General features: G+C 57.6%; 18 protein-coding genes, 3 tRNA genes and 3 rRNA genes. 7 read left to right on the top strand and 17 right to left on the bottom strand.

The genetic code is table 11. The features are described from left to right. The first annotated feature begins 30 nt into the window (after window positions 1–30). Together ACO77H_RS06660 and ACO77H_RS06655 are read left to right on the top strand one after the other, a co-directional pair. On the top strand, window positions 31–1,218 hold the full coding sequence (locus tag ACO77H_RS06660) for a CynX/NimT family MFS transporter (protein ID WP_432755174.1): 1,188 nt from the start codon (window positions 31–33) through the stop codon (window positions 1,216–1,218). Between the two features lie 137 nt (window positions 1,219–1,355). Continuing rightward, complete coding sequence (locus ACO77H_RS06655) at window positions 1,356–2,312, top strand: LysR family transcriptional regulator (protein ID WP_169955545.1); 957 nt, start codon at window positions 1,356–1,358, stop codon at window positions 2,310–2,312. A 10-nt stretch (window positions 2,313–2,322) separates the two neighbouring features. Here ACO77H_RS06655 and ACO77H_RS06650 read toward each other — a convergent pair whose 3' ends face one another. Beyond that, window positions 2,323–3,225 carry a LysR substrate-binding domain-containing protein gene (locus ACO77H_RS06650; protein ID WP_169955544.1) on the bottom strand — a complete coding sequence of 301 codons (903 nt, stop codon included), beginning with the start codon at window positions 3,223–3,225 and terminating at the stop codon, window positions 2,323–2,325. Window positions 3,226–3,333: 108 nt separating this feature from the next. Here ACO77H_RS06650 and ACO77H_RS06645 point away from each other — a divergent pair, with 108 nt between their 5' ends. Together ACO77H_RS06645 and ACO77H_RS06640 are read left to right on the top strand one after the other, a co-directional pair. Then, window positions 3,334–3,540, top strand: coding sequence for a hypothetical protein (locus ACO77H_RS06645; protein ID WP_178121219.1), 207 nt, complete (start codon window positions 3,334–3,336; stop codon window positions 3,538–3,540). A gap of 57 nt (window positions 3,541–3,597) precedes the next feature. Next, on the top strand, window positions 3,598–3,999 hold the full coding sequence (locus ACO77H_RS06640) for a VOC family protein (protein WP_169955543.1): 402 nt from the start codon (window positions 3,598–3,600) through the stop codon (window positions 3,997–3,999). Between the two features lie 52 nt (window positions 4,000–4,051). Here ACO77H_RS06640 and ACO77H_RS06635 read toward each other — a convergent pair whose 3' ends face one another. From ACO77H_RS06635 to dapA, 11 genes are all read right to left on the bottom strand, one after another. Then, the gene (locus ACO77H_RS06635; RefSeq protein WP_169955542.1) at window positions 4,052–4,198 is read right to left on the bottom strand and encodes a hypothetical protein; all 147 of its coding nucleotides are present in this window, start codon (window positions 4,196–4,198) and stop codon (window positions 4,052–4,054) included. A gap of 163 nt (window positions 4,199–4,361) precedes the next feature. Continuing rightward, window positions 4,362–4,477: ribosomal RNA gene (gene rrf, locus ACO77H_RS06630) — 5S ribosomal RNA — on the bottom strand. A 154-nt stretch (window positions 4,478–4,631) separates the two neighbouring features. After that, window positions 4,632–7,525: ribosomal RNA gene (locus ACO77H_RS06625) — 23S ribosomal RNA — on the bottom strand. 248 nt (window positions 7,526–7,773) lie between these two features. Next, window positions 7,774–7,849, bottom strand: a tRNA-Ala gene (locus ACO77H_RS06620). Between the two features lie 30 nt (window positions 7,850–7,879). Next, window positions 7,880–7,956, bottom strand: a tRNA-Ile gene (locus ACO77H_RS06615). 82 nt (window positions 7,957–8,038) lie between these two features. Continuing rightward, a 16S ribosomal RNA gene (locus ACO77H_RS06610) occupies window positions 8,039–9,575 on the bottom strand. The 16S, 23S and 5S rRNA genes sit together here with 2 tRNA genes alongside, the layout of an rRNA operon. Window positions 9,576–10,103: 528 nt before the next feature. Then, window positions 10,104–10,193: transfer RNA gene (locus tag ACO77H_RS06605), tRNA-Ser, on the bottom strand. Window positions 10,194–10,276: 83 nt separating this feature from the next. Next, window positions 10,277–10,990 carry a phosphoribosylaminoimidazolesuccinocarboxamide synthase gene (gene purC, locus ACO77H_RS06600; RefSeq protein WP_003211975.1) on the bottom strand — a complete coding sequence of 238 codons (714 nt, stop codon included), beginning with the start codon at window positions 10,988–10,990 and terminating at the stop codon, window positions 10,277–10,279. 28 nt (window positions 10,991–11,018) lie between these two features. Continuing rightward, window positions 11,019–11,777, bottom strand: coding sequence for an MBL fold metallo-hydrolase (locus tag ACO77H_RS06595; RefSeq protein WP_170042868.1), 759 nt, complete (start codon window positions 11,775–11,777; stop codon window positions 11,019–11,021). A gap of 4 nt (window positions 11,778–11,781) precedes the next feature. Beyond that, window positions 11,782–12,897 carry an outer membrane protein assembly factor BamC gene (bamC, locus tag ACO77H_RS06590; RefSeq protein ID WP_169956702.1) on the bottom strand — a complete coding sequence of 372 codons (1,116 nt, stop codon included), beginning with the start codon at window positions 12,895–12,897 and terminating at the stop codon, window positions 11,782–11,784. Between the two features lie 17 nt (window positions 12,898–12,914). After that, on the bottom strand, window positions 12,915–13,793 hold the full coding sequence (gene dapA / locus ACO77H_RS06585; RefSeq protein ID WP_169956704.1) for a 4-hydroxy-tetrahydrodipicolinate synthase: 879 nt from the start codon (window positions 13,791–13,793) through the stop codon (window positions 12,915–12,917). A gap of 260 nt (window positions 13,794–14,053) precedes the next feature. On the opposite strand from dapA, the gene ACO77H_RS06580 reads away from it, so the two are divergent. Both ACO77H_RS06580 and ACO77H_RS06575 read left to right on the top strand, forming a co-directional pair. Beyond that, window positions 14,054–14,614 (top strand): glycine cleavage system protein R, encoded by a 561-nt coding sequence (locus ACO77H_RS06580; RefSeq protein ID WP_169956706.1) that lies wholly within the window; start codon window positions 14,054–14,056, stop codon window positions 14,612–14,614. 11 nt (window positions 14,615–14,625) lie between these two features. Further along, window positions 14,626–15,099 (top strand): peroxiredoxin, encoded by a 474-nt coding sequence (locus ACO77H_RS06575; protein ID WP_169956708.1) that lies wholly within the window; start codon window positions 14,626–14,628, stop codon window positions 15,097–15,099. A 114-nt stretch (window positions 15,100–15,213) separates the two neighbouring features. Here ACO77H_RS06575 and ACO77H_RS06570 read toward each other — a convergent pair whose 3' ends face one another. Then, window positions 15,214–15,453 (bottom strand): sulfurtransferase TusA family protein, encoded by a 240-nt coding sequence (locus ACO77H_RS06570; RefSeq protein WP_169956710.1) that lies wholly within the window; start codon window positions 15,451–15,453, stop codon window positions 15,214–15,216. Window positions 15,454–15,548: 95 nt separating this feature from the next. On the opposite strand from ACO77H_RS06570, the gene ACO77H_RS06565 reads away from it, so the two are divergent. Next, entirely contained in the window at window positions 15,549–16,982 is a 1,434-nt protein-coding gene (locus ACO77H_RS06565; protein ID WP_029299078.1) for a M48 family metalloprotease, read from the top strand. Window positions 16,983–17,055: 73 nt separating this feature from the next. Here ACO77H_RS06565 and ACO77H_RS06560 read toward each other — a convergent pair whose 3' ends face one another. From ACO77H_RS06560 to rpoE, 4 genes are all read right to left on the bottom strand, one after another. Then, entirely contained in the window at window positions 17,056–18,492 is a 1,437-nt protein-coding gene (locus ACO77H_RS06560; protein WP_169956714.1) for a DegQ family serine endoprotease, read from the bottom strand. Window positions 18,493–18,732: 240 nt separating this feature from the next. Then, window positions 18,733–19,689 carry a MucB/RseB C-terminal domain-containing protein gene (locus tag ACO77H_RS06555; protein WP_170058380.1) on the bottom strand — a complete coding sequence of 319 codons (957 nt, stop codon included), beginning with the start codon at window positions 19,687–19,689 and terminating at the stop codon, window positions 18,733–18,735. A 16-nt stretch (window positions 19,690–19,705) separates the two neighbouring features. Then, window positions 19,706–20,293, bottom strand: a complete 588-nt coding sequence (locus tag ACO77H_RS06550; protein ID WP_169956719.1) for a sigma-E factor negative regulatory protein — start codon at window positions 20,291–20,293, stop codon at window positions 19,706–19,708. A gap of 32 nt (window positions 20,294–20,325) precedes the next feature. After that, window positions 20,326–20,907, bottom strand: coding sequence for an RNA polymerase sigma factor RpoE (gene rpoE / locus ACO77H_RS06545; RefSeq protein WP_003172477.1), 582 nt, complete (start codon window positions 20,905–20,907; stop codon window positions 20,326–20,328). Window positions 20,908–21,026 lie beyond the last annotated feature (119 nt).

The raw sequence follows: 21,026 nt of genomic DNA, 5'->3' as shown, positions 1-21,026 counted from the left end.
ATGGCGACCTTGTCCGCTCAAGGCCCGCCCATGGAAAACGTCCACGCAAAACCCACTACCGCCCTCTGGCTGATGATCAGCGTCGTGCTGGTGGCCCTCAATCTGCGTCCGTCCATGGCGGCGGTCGGCCCTTTGTTATCGTCGATCCGCGGCGATGTGCCGCTGAGTTTCAGCACTGCTTCGCTACTGACCATGTTGCCGGTGATGGCGATGGGCTTGGCGATGTTCTTCGGCATGGGCCTGGGCAAACGCTTTGGCGAGCATCGCAGCATTGTCCTGTCGCTGGTGGTGATTGGCCTTGCCACCTTGTCGCGGCTGTTTCTCGACTCTGCCGCCGAGTTGATCCTCAGCGCCATCGCCGCCGGCGTGGGCATTGCGCTGATCCAGGCGTTGATGCCGGCGCTGATCAAGTCGCGTTTTAGTGACAACGTTTCGCTGTTCATGGGCTTGTACGTCACCGCGATCATGGGCGGCGCGGCATTGGCGGCGTCGTTCTCGCCATTCATCCAGGTACAGACTGGCAGTTGGCGGATGGGTCTGGCGATCTGGGCGGTGCTTGCCGTGTTGGCGCTGCTGTTCTGGTATGCCCAGCGCGCCGCGTTGCCACCACTGCCCCAAGCCGGCAGCGGCCCGCAGGAATCGTTTTTCGGCAATCGCCGCGCGTGGTTGCTGGCGATTTTCTTCGGCCTCGGTACCGCGTCCTACACCTGTGTACTGGCTTGGCTGGCGCCGTACTACGTCGAGCAGGGCTGGAGCGAACAGAACGCCGGCCTGCTGCTGGGCTTCCTGACGGCCATGGAAGTGGTCTCCGGGCTGATCACCCCGGCTATCGCCAACCGGCGCCAGGACAAGCGCGGCGTGGTGGCCGTGCTGCTGGTACTGATCATCGCCGGCTTCTGCGGCCTGATCCTTTCCCCGCAACACCTCACACTGCTGTGGCCATGCCTGCTGGGCCTGGGCATTGGCGGGCTGTTCCCGATGAGCCTGATCCTGTCCCTCGACCACCTGGACAACCCGCGCCGCGCCGGTGGCCTGACGGCGTTTGTGCAAGGCATCGGCTACCTGATCGCTGGGGTGTCGCCGCTGATTGCCGGGATGATCCGCGACCAACTGGGCAGCTTCGAATGGGCCTGGTGGTCACTCACCGCCGTGGTGGGGGTGATGTTACTGATAGTCCTGCGCTTCGACCCGCGCCACTATGCACGGCATATTCGTTAGGGCGTCGTGTTCCAAACAGTATCTGTCCCACAATGAACATAGAAAGGTCCGACAGACCTTTCTATTGGGACGAGCGTTCCGTTAACATTTTGTCTTGTTTGCGCTGCGGTCGCGCAACAGGCTCACGGACGGAACGAATGCTAAACAGTAACTTGCTTAGAAAGCTCGATATGCAGGATCTGATGGTGTTTATCGCTGTGTATGAGCAAAGCAGCGTCACCGATGTCTCCGAAACCCTGTTTGTCAGCCAGTCCACGGTCAGTTACAGCCTGAAAAAGCTGCGCACCAGCTTTGAGGACGACCTGTTTATCAACACCCGTGCCGGCATGCGCCCAACCTACAAGGCCAGCACCATGTACGGGCATGTGCAGAAAATCCTCGAAAGCATCAACCTGTGCCACGCGGGCGCGCAGACGTTCGATCCCACGCAAAAAGCCGTCACCTTCAACCTCTGCGCACCCGAATACTTCGAGCAACTGATCCTGCCCAGATTGTTGAAACACTTCGATCATGCCGACCTGCCGGTGATCGTCAATGTGCAGAAGCTGGAAACCGAGATCCCTGTCGAGGCGCTGCGTGACGGGCGCCTGGATCTGGTGATCTGCTTCGGTCCGCACTTTCACCGTGAGCACAAGGACCTCAGGACCCAGATGCTGCTGGAAGACGACTTGGTCTGCGTCTTCGACAAGCGTGCGGCCCCCCGGGAGCCGGCGTTCAGCCTGCAGTCCTTTGTGGCCCGGCGCCATGTGTTCCCCACGCCCTGGACCTCGGACACCAACATGATCGACGGCTGGCTGAGCCGCCAGGCTCACAAGCGCCAGGTCATCGCCCGGGCCAACAGCTACAGCGCGGCGCTGAAGATGATTGCCGGCACCGACTTTATCGTCACCCTACCCCGCCGCGTGCAACAACTGCTGGCCGTGGAACCACAGTTCGGCCATTGCGAAGCCCCCAACGGCCTGCCGGGGTTTACCCTGGAGATGCAGTGGAACGATGCCAGCGAGCAGGAAAGCGCCAACGCGTGGTTTCGCGAGCAGGTGGCGGCGGTTGCGGCCAGTTGCAAAGTGGACGTGGCAAGAGAAGCAAACGCCTAAGTTGCCGCGCTCATGCCCCCATGAACGCCTCCAGCCGCGAGCGCATCCAGCGTTCGGCGGGGTCGCTGTCAACGTGGCTGAGCCAGACCATGGACAGGTCCAGGGTCGGTGTATCGAACGGAAACGGCTCACAAAACAGGTTGCCCGCCGCCGCCATGGCTTGGGCCGTGTAGTCCGGCAGGCTGGCGATCATATCGGTGCCGGCCAGTAATGCCGGTAAGGAACTGTATTGCGGCACGGATAACACCACGTGCCGCTTGCGACCGATCTCCGCCAGCCACTCATCGGCAAACCCCGCGACGTTAGCGGTGTGGGACACCAGCACATGGGGCCGTGCGCAGTATTCGTCGAGGGTCAGCGCCTGGTCCGAGGCATCGGCGCGCAGCACGCTGGGACGGATGTGGCGCAACAGTTTGCGCTTGGCATTGGCCGGCAGGCCACGGGTCTGGGTGATGCCGACGGTGATATCGCCAGAGGCCAGCAAATCGGGAATCCGCCAGTAATCGACGTGCTGCACCACAAACACCACCTGCGGTGCTTCGGTGCGCAGGGCCCGCAACAGCGGTGGCAACAGACCGAACTCGACGTCATCGGACAGGCCGATACGAAAGGTCATGGTACTGACAGACGGGTCGAAATCATGGGTAAGACTCAACGCCGCCGACAGCGAGTCCAGGGCCGGCGACAGATGCAGGATGAGCTCCTCGGCCCGCGCCGTGGGTTCCATGCGGTGGCCGACACGGATAAACAGCGGGTCGTTGAACAGCGTGCGCAGGCGGTTGAGGGCCGAACTGACCGTGGGCTGGCCAAGGAACAGCTTCTCTGCCACACGCGTTACGTTGCGCTCGAGCATCAGTGTTTCAAAGACCACCATCAGGTTGATGTCGGCCTTGCGTAATTCATTGCGATTCATGGCAAGCGCCCCACTGCCCAAGACAGTCGGCAGTTTAGGAACACAGCGGGGCCTGCGTCTATGCGCCGACTATCCAACCCACGTATTTGGGACTATAAATCAGCTTCCATGGCAACCGAGAACATCCCCGTGCTGGTCATTCTTGCCCTGGCCATCCTGATGGCCGGGCTGTGCATCTGGAGTATCAGGTTCATCGCCCATCCAACCGCCAGGACGCTGCTGCGGGTATTTATCGGGTTGTGCCTGGCCGCCATCGTGGCGTACCTGGTCTTGGCGTCGGGGTTTCCCACGGCGCTGCTGGTATCGGCAGGTTGACGAGCCTGCTGGCACTTCCTCTAATAGGCATCTTTTTCAAGCACGGAGCGCTTAGCCATGAAATTCGCCTACACCATCGTCTACGTCCCGGATGTCGCCGCGTCGCTGCAGTTTTTTGAAACGGCCTTCGGCTTCAGTCGACGCTTCCTGCATGAGTCTGGGACCTATGGCGAGCTGGAAACCGCAGGCACCACCTTGTCCTTCGCCGCGCATGAACTGGGGGAGTTGAATTTCAAGGGTGGGCACGTCGCTGCTCATTCTTCTAAGCAACCGCTGGGTGTGGAACTGGGATTTGTGACCGATGACGTCCCGGCCGCCCACGCCAAGGCTGTGGCCGCAGGTGCGACCGAGCTATCAGCACCGAGCAGCAAGCCCTGGGGCCAAGTGGTGTCTTATGTGCGCTGCCCGGATGGGACGCTGGTGGAGTTGTGTACGCCGATGTCCTGTAAGCCGGCTTGACGGCGGGGGCCTGTCAGCGTTATGCCCATCGCGGGCAAGCCGGTTCCTACAGTTATGGCTTCAGGGGGCGTTCCTGATCGCGTTCGGATAGCTCCGTCCCGTCATCCGGATGCTTCCAGGTCTGTGGCTTCTCTTCCTCGCGACGCTGCCTGGCGCGCTCCTGCTCCGCGTCATCGCGCGGTTTAGGTTCAGTGGTCATACCTACCTCCCGTCCTTAAGAATGAGTAAAGCCAACTAAGCATAGAGCAGCAATCGCATTTGTTGCAGTTGGCGGGCGCGACCAGTTGCTTGCGGGCTTATGGGTTTTCGACCGCCCAAAACAAAACCCCAACTGCTTTCGCAATTGGGGTTTTGGAATTTAATCTTGACGATGACCTACTCTCACATGGGGAAACCCCACACTACCATCGGCGATGCATCGTTTCACTGCTGAGTTCGGGATGGGATCAGGTGGTTCCAATGCTCTATGGTCGTCAAGAAATTCGGGTACTGAGTCGCGGCAAGTGCCTCGCTTCAGCAAATTGGGTATGTGACAGCTTTCGGTGTTTTGTGAGATTCGAACTTTCGGTTCATTTCGTCTTCACACACCGCAATCTGATGCTCTTTCGAGAAACAAATTGCTTGGGTGTTATATGGTCAAGCCTCACGGGCAATTAGTATTGGTTAGCTCAACGCCTCACAGCGCTTACACACCCAACCTATCAACGTCGTAGTCTTCGACGGCCCTTCAGGGAACTCAAGGTTCCAGTGAGATCTCATCTTGAGGCTAGTTTCCCGCTTAGATGCTTTCAGCGGTTATCTATTCCGAACATAGCTACCCGGCAATGCCACTGGCGTGACAACCGGAACACCAGAGGTTCGTCCACTCCGGTCCTCTCGTACTAGGAGCAGCCCCTCTCAAATCTCAAACGTCCACGGCAGATAGGGACCGAACTGTCTCACGACGTTCTAAACCCAGCTCGCGTACCACTTTAAATGGCGAACAGCCATACCCTTGGGACCGGCTTCAGCCCCAGGATGTGATGAGCCGACATCGAGGTGCCAAACACCGCCGTCGATATGAACTCTTGGGCGGTATCAGCCTGTTATCCCCGGAGTACCTTTTATCCGTTGAGCGATGGCCCTTCCATACAGAACCACCGGATCACTAAGACCTACTTTCGTACCTGCTCGACGTGTCTGTCTCGCAGTCAAGCGCGCTTTTGCCTTTATACTCTACGACCGATTTCCGACCGGTCTGAGCGCACCTTCGTACTCCTCCGTTACTCTTTAGGAGGAGACCGCCCCAGTCAAACTACCCACCATACACTGTCCTCGATCCGGATAACGGACCTGAGTTAGAACCTCAAAGTTGCCAGGGTGGTATTTCAAGGTTGGCTCCACGCGAACTGGCGTCCACGCTTCAAAGCCTCCCACCTATCCTACACAAGCAAATTCAAAGTCCAGTGCAAAGCTATAGTAAAGGTTCACGGGGTCTTTCCGTCTAGCCGCGGATACACTGCATCTTCACAGCGATTTCAATTTCACTGAGTCTCGGGTGGAGACAGCGCCGCCATCGTTACGCCATTCGTGCAGGTCGGAACTTACCCGACAAGGAATTTCGCTACCTTAGGACCGTTATAGTTACGGCCGCCGTTTACCGGGGCTTCGATCAAGAGCTTCGCGTTAGCTAACCCCATCAATTAACCTTCCGGCACCGGGCAGGCGTCACACCCTATACGTCCACTTTCGTGTTTGCAGAGTGCTGTGTTTTTAATAAACAGTCGCAGCGGCCTGGTATCTTCGACCGGCATGAGCTTACGGAGCAAGTCCTTCACCCTCACCGGCGCACCTTCTCCCGAAGTTACGGTGCCATTTTGCCTAGTTCCTTCACCCGAGTTCTCTCAAGCGCCTTGGTATTCTCTACCCAACCACCTGTGTCGGTTTGGGGTACGGTTCCTGGTTACCTGAAGCTTAGAAGCTTTTCTTGGAAGCATGGCATCAACCACTTCGTCACCCAAAGGGTAACTCGTCATCAGCTCTCGGCCTTAGAATCCCGGATTTACCTAAGATTCCAGCCTACCACCTTAAACTTGGACAACCAACGCCAAGCTGGCCTAGCCTTCTCCGTCCCTCCATCGCAATAACCAGAAGTACAGGAATATTAACCTGTTTTCCATCGACTACGCTTTTCAGCCTCGCCTTAGGGACCGACTAACCCTGCGTCGATTAACGTTGCGCAGGAAACCTTGGTCTTTCGGCGTGGGTGTTTTTCACACCCATTGTCGTTACTCATGTCAGCATTCGCACTTCTGATACCTCCAGCAAGCTTCTCAACTCACCTTCACAGGCTTACAGAACGCTCCTCTACCGCATCACCCGAGGGTGATACCCGTAGCTTCGGTGTATGGTTTGAGCCCCGTTACATCTTCCGCGCAGGCCGACTCGACTAGTGAGCTATTACGCTTTCTTTAAAGGGTGGCTGCTTCTAAGCCAACCTCCTAGCTGTCTAAGCCTTCCCACATCGTTTCCCACTTAACCATAACTTTGGGACCTTAGCTGACGGTCTGGGTTGTTTCCCTTTTCACGACGGACGTTAGCACCCGCCGTGTGTCTCCCATGCTCGGCACTTGTAGGTATTCGGAGTTTGCATCGGTTTGGTAAGTCGGGATGACCCCCTAGCCGAAACAGTGCTCTACCCCCTACAGTGATACATGAGGCGCTACCTAAATAGCTTTCGAGGAGAACCAGCTATCTCCGAGCTTGATTAGCCTTTCACTCCGATCCACAGGTCATCCGCTAACTTTTCAACGGTAGTCGGTTCGGTCCTCCAGTTAGTGTTACCCAACCTTCAACCTGCCCATGGATAGATCGCCCGGTTTCGGGTCTATTCCCAGCGACTAGACGCCCTATTAAGACTCGCTTTCGCTACGCCTCCCCTATTCGGTTAAGCTCGCCACTGAAAATAAGTCGCTGACCCATTATACAAAAGGTACGCAGTCACCCAACAAAGTGGGCTCCCACTGCTTGTACGCATACGGTTTCAGGATCTATTTCACTCCCCTCTCCGGGGTTCTTTTCGCCTTTCCCTCACGGTACTAGTTCACTATCGGTCAGTCAGTAGTATTTAGCCTTGGAGGATGGTCCCCCCATATTCAGACAAAGTTTCTCGTGCTCCGTCCTACTCGATTTCATGACTAAGAGATTTTCGCGTACAGGGCTATCACCCACTATGGCCGCACTTTCCAGAGCGTTCCGCTAATCTCAAAGCCACTTAAGGGCTAGTCCCCGTTCGCTCGCCACTACTAAGGGAATCTCGGTTGATTTCTTTTCCTCAGGGTACTTAGATGTTTCAGTTCCCCTGGTTCGCCTCTTAAGCCTATGTATTCAGCTTAAGATAACCATCTTATGATGGCTGGGTTCCCCCATTCAGACATCTCCGGATCAAAGTCTGTTTGCCGACTCCCCGAAGCTTTTCGCAGGCTACCACGTCTTTCATCGCCTCTGACTGCCAAGGCATCCACCGTATGCGCTTCTTCACTTGACCATATAACCCCAAGCAATCTGGTTATACTGTGAAGACGACATTCGCCGAAAATTCGATAATACTCAATTTGAGTAACTCACAAATTTTACCTTAGCCTGATCCGTTACCAGTGAAAGTAACGTTCAGTCTATCTTTCTATCACATACCCAAATTTTTAAAGAACGAACTAGTCAAAGACTAGAAATCAACATTCACCATCACAATGATGGAATGCTCATTTCTAAGCTTTATACAAACAGAAGCAGTAGTGGTGGAGCCAAACGGGATCGAACCGTTGACCTCCTGCGTGCAAGGCAGGCGCTCTCCCAGCTGAGCTATGGCCCCGTATTTCTACAGGCGTTTCCCACACAAAATTGGTGGGTCTGGGCAGATTCGAACTGCCGACCTCACCCTTATCAGGGGTGCGCTCTAACCAACTGAGCTACAGACCCAATTTCGGGCTGCTTCTTTTCGTCTTCTTCAATGAATCAAGCAATTCGTGTGGGAACTTATGGAGCAGCTGATGTCGTCGATTAAGGAGGTGATCCAGCCGCAGGTTCCCCTACGGCTACCTTGTTACGACTTCACCCCAGTCATGAATCACACCGTGGTAACCGTCCTCCCGAAGGTTAGACTAGCTACTTCTGGTGCAACCCACTCCCATGGTGTGACGGGCGGTGTGTACAAGGCCCGGGAACGTATTCACCGCGACATTCTGATTCGCGATTACTAGCGATTCCGACTTCACGCAGTCGAGTTGCAGACTGCGATCCGGACTACGATCGGTTTTGTGGGATTAGCTCCACCTCGCGGCTTGGCAACCCTCTGTACCGACCATTGTAGCACGTGTGTAGCCCAGGCCGTAAGGGCCATGATGACTTGACGTCATCCCCACCTTCCTCCGGTTTGTCACCGGCAGTCTCCTTAGAGTGCCCACCATAACGTGCTGGTAACTAAGGACAAGGGTTGCGCTCGTTACGGGACTTAACCCAACATCTCACGACACGAGCTGACGACAGCCATGCAGCACCTGTCTCAATGTTCCCGAAGGCACCAATCTATCTCTAGAAAGTTCATTGGATGTCAAGGCCTGGTAAGGTTCTTCGCGTTGCTTCGAATTAAACCACATGCTCCACCGCTTGTGCGGGCCCCCGTCAATTCATTTGAGTTTTAACCTTGCGGCCGTACTCCCCAGGCGGTCAACTTAATGCGTTAGCTGCGCCACTAAGAGCTCAAGGCTCCCAACGGCTAGTTGACATCGTTTACGGCGTGGACTACCAGGGTATCTAATCCTGTTTGCTCCCCACGCTTTCGCACCTCAGTGTCAGTATCAGTCCAGGTGGTCGCCTTCGCCACTGGTGTTCCTTCCTATATCTACGCATTTCACCGCTACACAGGAAATTCCACCACCCTCTACCATACTCTAGTCAGTCAGTTTTGAATGCAGTTCCCAGGTTGAGCCCGGGGATTTCACATCCAACTTAACTAACCACCTACGCGCGCTTTACGCCCAGTAATTCCGATTAACGCTTGCACCCTCTGTATTACCGCGGCTGCTGGCACAGAGTTAGCCGGTGCTTATTCTGTCGGTAACGTCAAAATTGCAGAGTATTAATCTACAACCCTTCCTCCCAACTTAAAGTGCTTTACAATCCGAAGACCTTCTTCACACACGCGGCATGGCTGGATCAGGCTTTCGCCCATTGTCCAATATTCCCCACTGCTGCCTCCCGTAGGAGTCTGGACCGTGTCTCAGTTCCAGTGTGACTGATCATCCTCTCAGACCAGTTACGGATCGTCGCCTTGGTGAGCCATTACCCCACCAACTAGCTAATCCGACCTAGGCTCATCTGATAGCGCAAGGCCCGAAGGTCCCCTGCTTTCTCCCGTAGGACGTATGCGGTATTAGCGTCCGTTTCCGAACGTTATCCCCCACTACCAGGCAGATTCCTAGGCATTACTCACCCGTCCGCCGCTCTCAAGAGAAGCAAGCTTCTCTCTACCGCTCGACTTGCATGTGTTAGGCCTGCCGCCAGCGTTCAATCTGAGCCATGATCAAACTCTTCAGTTCAAACATCTTTGGGTTTTTAAGAAACCCTAAACTTGGCTCAGCAATCGTTGGTTACATCTTTGATTTCTCGCGGAGTAACTTGTGATGCTGATAATCTTGTTGACTGTCAGTCTGACTCCACAAGCACCCACACGAATTGCTTGATTCAGTTGTTAAAGAGCGGTTGGTTAAGATCTTTCGTCTCAACCGAGGCGCGCATTCTACAGCAGCCTCATTTGCTGTCAAGTGATTATTTTCAGAAGCTTCGAGATTTTCCTCAACAACTTCAACCACTTGCGCTTTCGATCTCTCGTCAGCGGGAGGCGAATACTACAGCATTAAAATACCCGGTCAACCCCCAACTGGAAATTCTTTTCCAGAGCAAAGAACCCAGGCCGCCACTATGAAAACCTCCAAGGACCTAACACCCCTCAGACTTCATAGAACGCCTTATATAAGATGCCTAACCAGCACATAAAGGCGGAACGGAGAAACAGAACCTGCAGAATGCAAAAAGGCCCCATAAATGGGGCCTTCAAGTACAAATAATGGCGGAGAGATAGGGATTCGAACCCTAGGTACCGGTGAAGGTACAACGGATTTCGAATCCGTCCCATTCGGCCACTCTGGCATCTCTCCAACGGCGCGCATCATAACAGCCTGTTTCGTGGAAGCAAAGCGCCGAAGCAATTTTTTTCCGTGCTATCAGATGCTTGCGTCGATTACAGCGGTACGCCGAGGCGGTTGGCGACTTCTTCGTAGGCTTCGATAACGTCACCGAGGCCCTGGCGGAAGCGGTCTTTGTCCATCTTCTTACGGGTGTCCTTGTCCCACAGGCGGCAGCCGTCCGGGCTGAATTCGTCGCCCAGGACGATGGAGCCGTCGTGGAATACGCCGAATTCCAGCTTGAAGTCCACCAACAGCAGCCCGGCGTCGTCGAACAGCTTGCTCAGCACGTCGTTAACCTTGAGCGACAACTCCTTCATGCGCGCCAGTTGTTCAGCGGTGCCCCAGCCAAATGCCACCACGTGGGATTCGTTGATGAATGGATCGCCCTTGGCATCATCCTTGAGGAACAGCTCGAACGTGTAAGGGTTGAGCTTGAGGCCCTCTTCCACGCCCAGGCGCTTGACCAGGCTGCCGGCGGCGTAGTTACGCACGACGCACTCGACCGGGATCATGTCGAGTTTCTTCACCAGGCATTCGTTGTCGCCCAGCAGTTTATCGAATTGGGTCGGGATGCCGGCCGCTTCGAGTTTCTGCATGATGAAGGCGTTGAACTTGTTGTTCACCATACCCTTGCGGTCGAGCTGTTCGATGCGCTTGCCGTCGAACGCCGAGGTGTCGTTGCGAAACAGCAGGATCAAGCGGTTGGCGTCGTCGGTCTTGTAAACCGACTTGGCTTTGCCGCGGTAGAGTTCTTCACGTTTTTCCATGATGGGCTCCGCTTGGTAAGTAGATGGGCTAGGCGATATGTCGCCAGTCGAGCCCTGAATCTTGATCGGCCAGTTGCAGCCAGTCCGGGTCGCACCCGAGGGTGTCGACAAAACATTGCCGGGCAAGCTGCGGCAGGTTGTTCTTGCTGCTCAGGTGGGCCAGGACCAGATGTTGCAGGTCTTGCCAGCCCAACTCATACACCAGGTACGCCGCCTGGTGGTTGTTCAAATGTCCCAGTTCGCCGCCAACCCGTTGCTTGAGAAAGTACGGATAGTGACCGCGCGCCAGCAGGTCTCGGCAATGATTGGACTCGATCATCAATGCATCGAGATCCCGATAGCCTTCAAGCACCTTGGCACAATAGGAACCCAGGTCGGTAAGCAGGCCGAAGCGACGCTCGCCATCACTGAATACATATTGCGTGGGCTCGTGGGCATCATGCGCCACGGCAATCACAGAAATGCTCAAGGCACCGATCTGCAGTTGCTCGCCACCGGCCAGGAAACCTGCGGGTTCAATGGGTTTGCGCATCCCGCGCAAGGTGCCGCGACTCAGGTACACCGGAAGATTGTAGCGCCGAGACAGCAAACCCACGCCATGCACGTGGTCGGCATGTTCGTGGGTCACTAGGATCGCACTCAACTGCGCCGGGTGAACCCCCAGGCGCAGCAGGCGTCGCTCGGTTTCCCGCAGGGAGAAACCACAATCCACCAGGACGTACGTGTCGTCGTGGGCTACAAGCGTGCCGTTCCCTTGGCTACCGCTGCCGAGAACAGCAAAACGCATCGGATCAGCCCAGGTTGTCCTGAATCACGCCCAACACTTTGCGCGCCGTTTCTGCAGGCGCTACGGTGTTGATGTTCTTCTCGACGGTGACTTGCACGTTGTCGCCAACCTTGCTCAGGCGAACCTGATAACGCTCGGCGCGAGTCTCGATCTCTTCCTTGGTCGGCTCGCTGCCGAACAACTTGCTGAAGAAACCACGCTCTTCGTCTTTCTTCTCGGCCTTTTCAGCCACGTTGATGTAGTACAGGCCCAGGCTGCGGTTGATGTCTTCAACGCGCCATGGACCTTGCTCCAGGGCACGGCCGACGCTGGCCCAGGCTCGATCCAGGTCTTCACCCAGGTTGAGCACGACGTTGCCGCTACCGTCTTCGGTGAGGCTGACACGGTTAGGGGTGTCGTAATCACGGGCAGCGAGCAGGGATACGGAACCGCCCTTCTCGGAAATACGGCTCATGCTGGCAAGCATCTCGTCGACCAGCGCAGCATCGACACCGCTGTTGACCGAGCGATTGGTGAATTCGACGTTGGCGGTACTGCCGGCAGGACGCTCGGCACTGACCACATAGACTTCACTGGTGTTGCGCTGTACGCCTGGCTCGATGCGTACGCGGATGCGGCTTTCGCCATCAGCGGCGACGCCACCGGCCTGCAGGCGCTTGGCCATGTTGGCCGACAGTTCGTTCGACTGCTGCCATGCAGTGGTGAACTCACCGGTCTGCGGGCGTTGCTCGTCGATACGGAAACCGTTGTCCTGGAAGAACTGCACAGCAACCGGCCAGACTTCGGCAGGTGGGCGCTGGGCCATGATCCAACGCGAGTCGCCGCTTTTCTGCAGGCTGTAGTCACTGGCATCGGCCAGGGCCGAAATCGGCTGTGGACGCGGTACTTCGTACTCGCCCTTGACGGTGTCGTCGGCCACATTGCGCGGAATCGGCAGCAACGGGTCAAGGCGCTTGGCGACGTTGACGTCCGGCGGCAATTGCATCGGTGCGGTTTGTTGTGCTTCCAGGTAATCGCTACCGCGGTCACGGAAGTAGCCTTCCGGGCCCCAGATCCAACCGCAGCCACTAGTGCTGGAGATAATCAAGGCAAGTGCGGAAAGTCCGGCCAATCGCTTCATGCGTAGTGCTTCCTCAATTAAACCAGGACGCCGGACTGGCGCAGGGCCTGTCGCAGCGGTTCGTGACAGGCTGGGCTGAGTTGGGTGAGCGGCAGACGGATACCGTCCGGCATCAGGCCCATCTCGTGCAGCGCCCATTTCACGGGAATAGGGTTGGATTCGATAAACAGGGTTTTGTTGAGCGGCATCAGCTTTTCGTGAATCGCGCGGGCCTTGACGGCATCACCGGCGATTGCAGCGGCACACAGTTCGCTCATGGCTCGCGGGGCCACGTTGGCGGTCACCGAGATATTGCCCTTGCCACCCAGCAGGATCAGCTCCACAGCCGTGGCGTCGTCGCCGGAGTACAGCAGGAAGTCGCTGCTCACGCCGGCCAGGATGTCCTTGGCGCGCTGCAGGTCGCCCGTGGCTTCCTTGATACCGATGATGTTCGGCACGGTCGACAGGCGGATCACGGTCGCGGCCTGCATGTCGCACGCCGTGCGACCTGGCACGTTGTAGAGGATCTGCGGGATGTCGACAGCTTCGGCGATGGCCTTGAAGTGCTGGTACAAGCCTTCCTGGGTCGGCTTGTTGTAGTACGGCGTCACCAGCAGGCAAGCATCGGCACCGGCTTTCTTGGCGTTCTTGGTCAGTTCGATCGCTTCGCGCGTCGAGTTGGCGCCCGTACCGGCAATCACCGCGATACGCCCTGCAACGCGCTTGACCACAAACTCGATCACCTCGATGTGTTCTTCCACATCAAGCGTGGCCGATTCACCCGTGGTGCCGACGGCCACAATGGCGTTGGTGCCTTCTTGCAGGTGAAAGTCCACCAGTTTGCCCAGGCTGTCCCAGTCGAGATTACCTTGTGCATCCATGGGTGTGACCAGTGCCACCATACTGCCCGCAATCATGCAACCGCTCCTGCCGGAAAAAGAGAGCCGTAATGGTACTGGCGCCAAGATGCTTGCACAAGCGAAGTACCCTCCGAGGACGCGTTCTGGATCAACTTAGTTGCCGGCAATGCCATCATTGGGCCAAAGCACGGCCAACTGCCACTGAATATGCAATGAAAACGCCACGTCCTAGCCCTTGGCGGCGCTTTTCGCTACCCTTGATCCTTTGATCGGTACCGCACGTTCGTATCGACCGCTCATCGCTTTAGGAATGCTGCATGTCCACCCCCACAGTCCGCGAACAATTCCTTGTTATCAGTGCCCTTGGCGCCAACCCCATGGAGCTGACTAACGTCCTGTGCCGCGCCAGCCATGAAAACCGCTGCGCCGTCGTGACCTCACGCCTGACTCGCCATGGCGAGTGCAGCGCGCTGGTCCTGCAGATTTCCGGCAGCTGGGACGCCCTGGCGCGCCTGGAAGCTGGCTTGCCGGCCCTGGCCAAGAAGCACGATTTCACCGTCAATGTGGTACGCAGTGCCGCCCTGGAGAACCGTCCCCAGGCGCTACCGTACGTGGCTTATGTCAGTTCGGCGTACCGTTCGGACATCGTTAATGAACTGTGCCAGTTCTTTATCGACCATAACGTCGAGCTGGAAAACCTGACCTGCGACACCTATCAGGCCCCCCAGACCGGCGGCACCATGCTCAACGCCACCTTTACCGTGACCTTGCCGGCCGGCGTGCAGATCAGTTGGTTGCGCGACCAGTTCCTGGATTTCGCCGATGCGCTGAACCTGGATGCACTGATCGAGCCCTGGCGCCCACAGAATCCAATGTAAGGAAGTTTTTCATGGCGGTAGTCATCGACACACCGGTCGCCGATTTCCAAGCCCCGGCGACCAGCGGGCAGACGTTCAGCCTTGCCGGCCTCAAGGGCAAGCAAGTGGTGATCTACTTTTACCCTAAAGACAGCACCCCGGGCTGCACCACCGAAGGCCAGGGGTTTCGCGATCACTACGCCGCGTTCCAGGCCGCCAACACCGAAGTGTTTGGCGTGTCCCGGGACAGCGTGAAGTCCCACGAGAACTTCAAGGCCAAGCAAGCTTTCCCCTTTGAGCTGATCAGCGACAAGGACGAGGCAGTTTGCCAGCTGTTTGATGTAATCAAGCTGAAGAAGTTGTACGGCAAGGAATACCTGGGCGTTGATCGCAGCACCTTCCTGATCGACAAGGAAGGCGTGCTGCGCCAGGAATGGCGTGGCGTAAAAGTGCCGGGGCATGTGGAGGCGGTATTGGCCGCGGCACAGGCACTGGACAAGGCTTGATGCGGCTGGTGGCAGTTAGATAGCTATCGCAGGCAAGCCAGCTCCCACATGGGTTCGGTGCTCGACCAGACAACTCGGTAAGTGCGGGAGCCGGGCTTGCCCGCGATGGGGCCATCAGGCCTTGCGCAACCAGTAACGATAGACGCCGTTATCGGCCTCCTCGTGCAACAGCGCATGCCCCGCCAGCTTGGCAAACGTGCGGAAGTCCCGCTGCGAACCCGCATCCGTGGCGATCACCTTGAGCACCGCACCGCTGGCCAGCCGATTGAGTTCCATCTTGGCCTTGAGCAGTGGCAACGGGCAGTTGAGGCCGCTGGCATCGAGCTCGGCGTCGTGGTTTACAGCAGCGGTCATGGTTTTGCTCCAGGCGGCGTCAAGGGGCGCTTAGAATATCTGGTCCCGAGCTCAGTGTCCGGCTACAGTAATGTCTTTGTCGAAAGGCTTTGTGCATGACTTTTTTGCGCCCTACCCTGCTGACGCTGGCTTGCCTGCTTGCCTCTCCAGGCTTCGCCGACGACCTGCCGTCACTTGGCGACGCCAGTTCTGCCATTGTCTCGCCACAACAGGAACACCAACTGGGCCGGGCGTGGCTGGCATTCCTGCGCGGCCAGGTCTCGGTCCTCAATGACCCGCAACTCAAGGATTACGTCGAGACCAGCGTCTACAAACTGGTGGAGACCAGCCAGGTCAATGACCGGCGCCTGGAGTTCATCCTGATCAACAGCCCGCAGCTCAACGCATTTGCTGCGCCGGGCGGGATTGTCGGGGTCAACGGCGGCCTGTTTCTCAATGCCCAGACCGAAGGCGAGTACGCCTCGGTGATGGCCCACGAATTGGCGCACTTGTCACAGCGCCACTTCGCCCGAGGCGTGGAAGCCCAGCAACGGATGCAGATCCCGATGATGGCCGCGCTGCTCGGCGGGATTATCGCTGCTGCCGCCGGCGCCGGGGATGCCGGGATTGCCGCGATTGCCGGCAGCCAGGCCGCCGCGATCCAGGAGCAGCGGCGCTTCTCCCGGCAGAATGAGCAAGAGGCCGACCGCATCGGCATCCTCAATATGGTCAAGGCCGGCTACGACCCGCGCTCGATGCCGACCATGTTCGAGCGCTTGATGCGCCAATACCGCTTCGATGCCAAGCCTCCAGAATTCCTGCTGACACACCCGGTCACCGAATCGCGGATCGCCGATACGCGCAACCGCGCCGAACAGGCCAAGACCGGCGGCACCGAAGACAGCCTGCGCTATCAACTGATTCGCGCCAGGGTCCAGCTGTATTACGAAGATACGCCCGGCTTGGCCGCCAAGCGCTTCCGCGCCCAGCTGGATGAGAACCCGAAGAGCGATGTGGCGCGTTATGGCCTGGCCATCGCCCAGATCAAGGGCACCCAGCTCAACGAGGCACGGGAAACCCTCAAGCCGCTGCTGGCCAAGGCGCCCAACGACATCACCTACAACCTGGCGCAGATCGAGTTGGATATCACCAACAATCGCATGCCCGACGCGCAGCAACGCACCGACCGCATGCTGGCCCAATACCCCAGCAACTACCCGCTGAACCAGGTGCGCGTGGACCTGCTGCTCAAGCAGAACCGCACCGCCGACGCGGAAAAAGCCCTGGAAGGCCTGCTCAAGTCGCGCTCCGACGATCCCGACGTGTGGTACCAGGTCGCCGAAACCCGCGGGCTATCCGGCAATATCATCGGCCTGCATCAAGCCCGCGCCGAGTACTTTGCGTTGGTCGGCGACTTCCAGCAGGCGATCCAGCAACTGGACTTTGCCAAGCGCCGGGCCGGCAGCAACTTCCCGCTGTCGTCACGTATTGATGCGCGCCAGCGAGAGCTGATCGAACAGGAACGCATCGTCAAAGGCATGATGAGCTAAATCCAGCGCCCACAAAAAAGCCCCGCTCTCGACTATCAAGAGCGGGGCTTTTTATTGAACGACGGCTAGCGGATTACTCGGCCAGCTTGAAGGTGATGAAGCTGGCACGCCCTTGACGCAGGACCCGCATCGACACCGAGCGATTCTTCGGCAACGCCTTGGCGATGTCGGTGAATTCCTTGGTGGAGTTGATGGCCTGGTTGTTCAAGTGGGTGATCACGTCGCCTGGTTGCAGGCCGATCAGGGCGGCCGGGCCGTCCTGGACTTCCTTGATCACCACACCGCTCTTGAGGTCGAAGCTCTTCTTCTGCTCGTCGGTCAACTCGACGACGGCAATGCCCAGGCGGTTGCTGCTGCGCTCTGCACCCGATTTACCACCCAGCGCGCCAAGCTCCTGGCCTTCTTCAGGGATCGCGCCCACGGTCAGCTCGACGTTCTGGCGCTTGCCTTCGCGGATCACTTCCAGCTTGGCCTTACTGCCCGCCTTGAGTGCACCGACCAGATGCGGCAGGTCGGCCGACATGACAATTGGCTGGCCGTTCATGCTCAGGATCACATCGCCAACCTGCAAGCCACCTTTAGCCGCCGGGCCGTCGTCCTGGATCTGCGCAACCAGGGCGCCGGCAGGCTTGTCCAGGCCAAAGGATTCGGCCAGGTCTTTGTTCACTTCCTGGATCACCACGCCCAACCAGCCACGGCTGACCTTGCCACCCGCTTTAAGTTGGTTGGAAACGTCCATGGCCACATCAATCGGGATGGCGAAGGAGACGCCCATGAAACCGCCGGAACGGGTGTAGATCTGCGAGTTGATCCCCACCACTTCGCCCGCCAGGTTGAACAGCGGACCACCGGAGTTACCCGGGTTGATCGGTACGTCGGTCTGGATGAACGGTACGTAGTTCTCGTTCGGCAGGCTGCGGCCGATGGCACTGACGATGCCTTGGGTCACGGTGTGGTCGAAGCCAAACGGCGAACCAATGGCTACCACCCACTGCCCGGCCTTCAGATCCTGGGACTTGCCCAGTTTCAGCACGGGCAGGTCCTTGCCTTCGATTTTCAGCAAGGCCACGTCGGAGCGTGGATCGGTGCCGACCAACTTGGCCTTCAGTTCACTACGATCAGCCAGGCGCACGAGGATCTCGTCCGCGTCGGCGATCACATGATTGTTGGTCAGGATGTAGCCGTCAGGCGAAATGATAAAACCCGAGCCCAGGGATTGGGCTTCGCGCTGGCCACCACCACCGCCACGGGGCGAACGGGGCTGGGGCATGCCACGCTCGAAGAACTCCCGCAGCATCGGCGGCAGGCCTTCGAGATCAGGCATCTGCTGGTTCGAGACTTTACGATCCGGCAGCTTCTGGGTGGTACTGATATTCACCACGGCAGGCGAGGCCTGCTCTACCAGTTGGGTGAAGTCAGGCAACTCCGCCGCTTGCGCGGCAACGGCCTGACCCAGCACCAGCACCGTGGCGACTATGGATAGGTAAGATTTCAAACGTGGTATCGACATACAGCTCCCGTTACGACGAGCAGGGTTGGGCGACAGGGTTCAATAAACGCCGAAGACTACTACTAGCGACGTCAATATTGCGTGAACAACGCAAGGCCAGAGCCGAGAAGCTCTGACCTATAAAAAACATAAGGAGATTTTGCAAGTGAAAATACTCTCCAGACATTTCATGTTCTGCGCAGCAAAGCAGGCATTTCCTGCATCACTGTGAACGATCTGGATGAGCATAGGATTAACGGCTCACGGCTTTTCGGGTGCCGGGCCACTGCGAACCGACAGGGCGATACGTTCGGCGGTGCCCAGGGGAATCTCACCGACCACCGTGGCCACGACCTCGCCCTCAGTGGTGGTCATGCGGCGAGAGACAGCAACCGTAGGCCCCAACTGCACCCGGCTTTCGGTCGCGGCTTCGCCACTGACGGGCTCGAGGAACAGCGAAAAGCGCGCCAGCCCGTCCTCATACATCAGGCTGGTGACCACCACCTGAGTCTGGGAATCCTTGCGCGCGGTGCTGCGGGCCAACTGGAAGCCGGGCGGCAGCCAGCTCGGATGCCAGGCCTGGGGCTCTATTACTTCATCGGCCTTGCTGCTGGCGACCGACAGTGGCTTGCAGTCCTGGCCGGGCTGCAAATCGCTTTCATCCGGGGTTTTGGTGCTCAGTTGAGTGAACTGGAAACGTTCCAGCAACTGGCCTTTGTCATTGATCAGCAATGACTTGAGCGGCAGCGCGGTTTCACGGTCCAGATGCAGCTCGAACCCGTAACGATATTGATCACGTGGCGCCAACGAGACGATCACCGCCTTGCGACCAGCCACACGCGATTTACCGATAACGGCAAGTTCGTAAAAAGAACTGAGTTTTTGTGGATCAAGGACTTGGGCCGGAGCGCCGGGCAGACTGCCCAGACCCGCCACCAGGCTGCCACTGACGCACTGGGTGCGCCCATCGACCCGGACAACTTCCTGGGCCGAGCCATCGAGCTGCAGCAGTCGTTCGCTAACCTGGCCATTCTGGACACGATGCCAGATGTCATGGGTAGAGAAACTACCGTTACGCTCGTAGATAAACGTGCCTTGGTAGCTTTGCTGCTGCTCTGCCCGCCCAAGACGCTTCAGCCAATCCTGGGCTTCATCGGCATGGGCAGGTACTGCAAACCAGCCACTGAGCAAAAGCGCAAGGAGCGGTATGGCGCGCATAAGGCTCCTTAGCGGTCTAGCGGTTTTCCAGGCTTGCAGCGCGAGCGTATGGCAGTGCGCTTTCGGTACCCTTTACAGCCGACTCTTGAGCGTGCTGGCGCAGGTAACCTGGCAGACGCTGGTCCTGCCAGCCGGATTGCCCTTGAAGCACGCCGTTGGCCATGGGGCCTGTCGCGTCAGAGCTTTCCTTGTAGCCGGCCAGGACAGCCGGGCCCTTGACTTGCGGACCAGCCATGACCGGCTGCTGGGTTTGCTGGGCCAGTTCGGCACCGGCGATTTCGTCCTGGTTGTACAGGCGTACACCGGCCAGTACGGCCACTGTCACCGAGGCAGCGACCGCCAGGCGACCGAGGCTACGCCAAGGACCGCGGGTGGCTTTTGCCGGAACGGCTTCATCGGCCAGCGCAGCAGAAACGGCCGCAGCAATATCCAGACGAGGGATTAGTAGATCCTTATGCATCACCGCCCGAGCGACTTGGTAACGAGACCAGGTATCACGGGTTTGGGCATCATCAAATGCATTGAGCACTCGACGAAGTTCCAGTTCATCCGCTTCGTTATCCATCACTGCGGACAGCGATTCCTGCAGGGCATCACGACTCATGGCGGTTCCTCTCTTGGCTGTCGCCGCTGTCTTTAGTTTTCCTGCAACAACGGTTGCAGGGCTTTATCGATGGCTTCCCGAGCCCGGAAAATCCGGGAGCGTACGGTCCCCACCGGACATTGCATGACGCTCGCAATGTCCTCGTAACTCAGACCATCGAATTCACGTAAAGTTAATGCCGTACGTAAATCTTCTGGCAGTTGCTGAATAGTGCGATGGACAGTGCCTTCGATCTCGTCGCGCAGCAATGCACGCTCCGGCGACTCGAGATCCTTGAGGCCGTGATCACCATCGTAGAATTCTGCATCTTCCGAACTCACATCACTATCAGGTGGGCGGCGTCCGCGAGACACCAGATAGTTCTTCGCCGTGTTGATGGCGATGCGATACAGCCACGTGTAAAACGCACTGTCACCGCGAAAATTACCGAGTGCACGGTAGGCCTTGATAAAGGCTTCCTGTGCAACGTCCTGCGCTTCATGGGTGTCGTGCACAAACCGCACGATCAACCCGAGAATTTTGTGCTGGTATTTCAGCACTAGCAGATCAAATGCTCGCTTGTCGCCGCGTTGAACGCGCTCGACCAGCTGCTGATCCTCTTCCTGGGTTAGCATGAACACTCCTCGTTGTACTTGAAGGAGGCTTGCATAACTAAACGATCAGGCTTGCAAACATAGACTAGGACTTTTCGCAAAAGTTCTCCCCCTTCAAGCAAGTTTCCGGTGGGCTCTGT

The sequence above is a fragment of the Pseudomonas sp. WMBT8 genome (assembly GCF_050916005.1).
GTDB lineage: Bacteria > Pseudomonadota > Gammaproteobacteria > Pseudomonadales > Pseudomonadaceae > Aquipseudomonas.
This window is presented reverse-complemented; position numbering and strand designations above follow the sequence as displayed.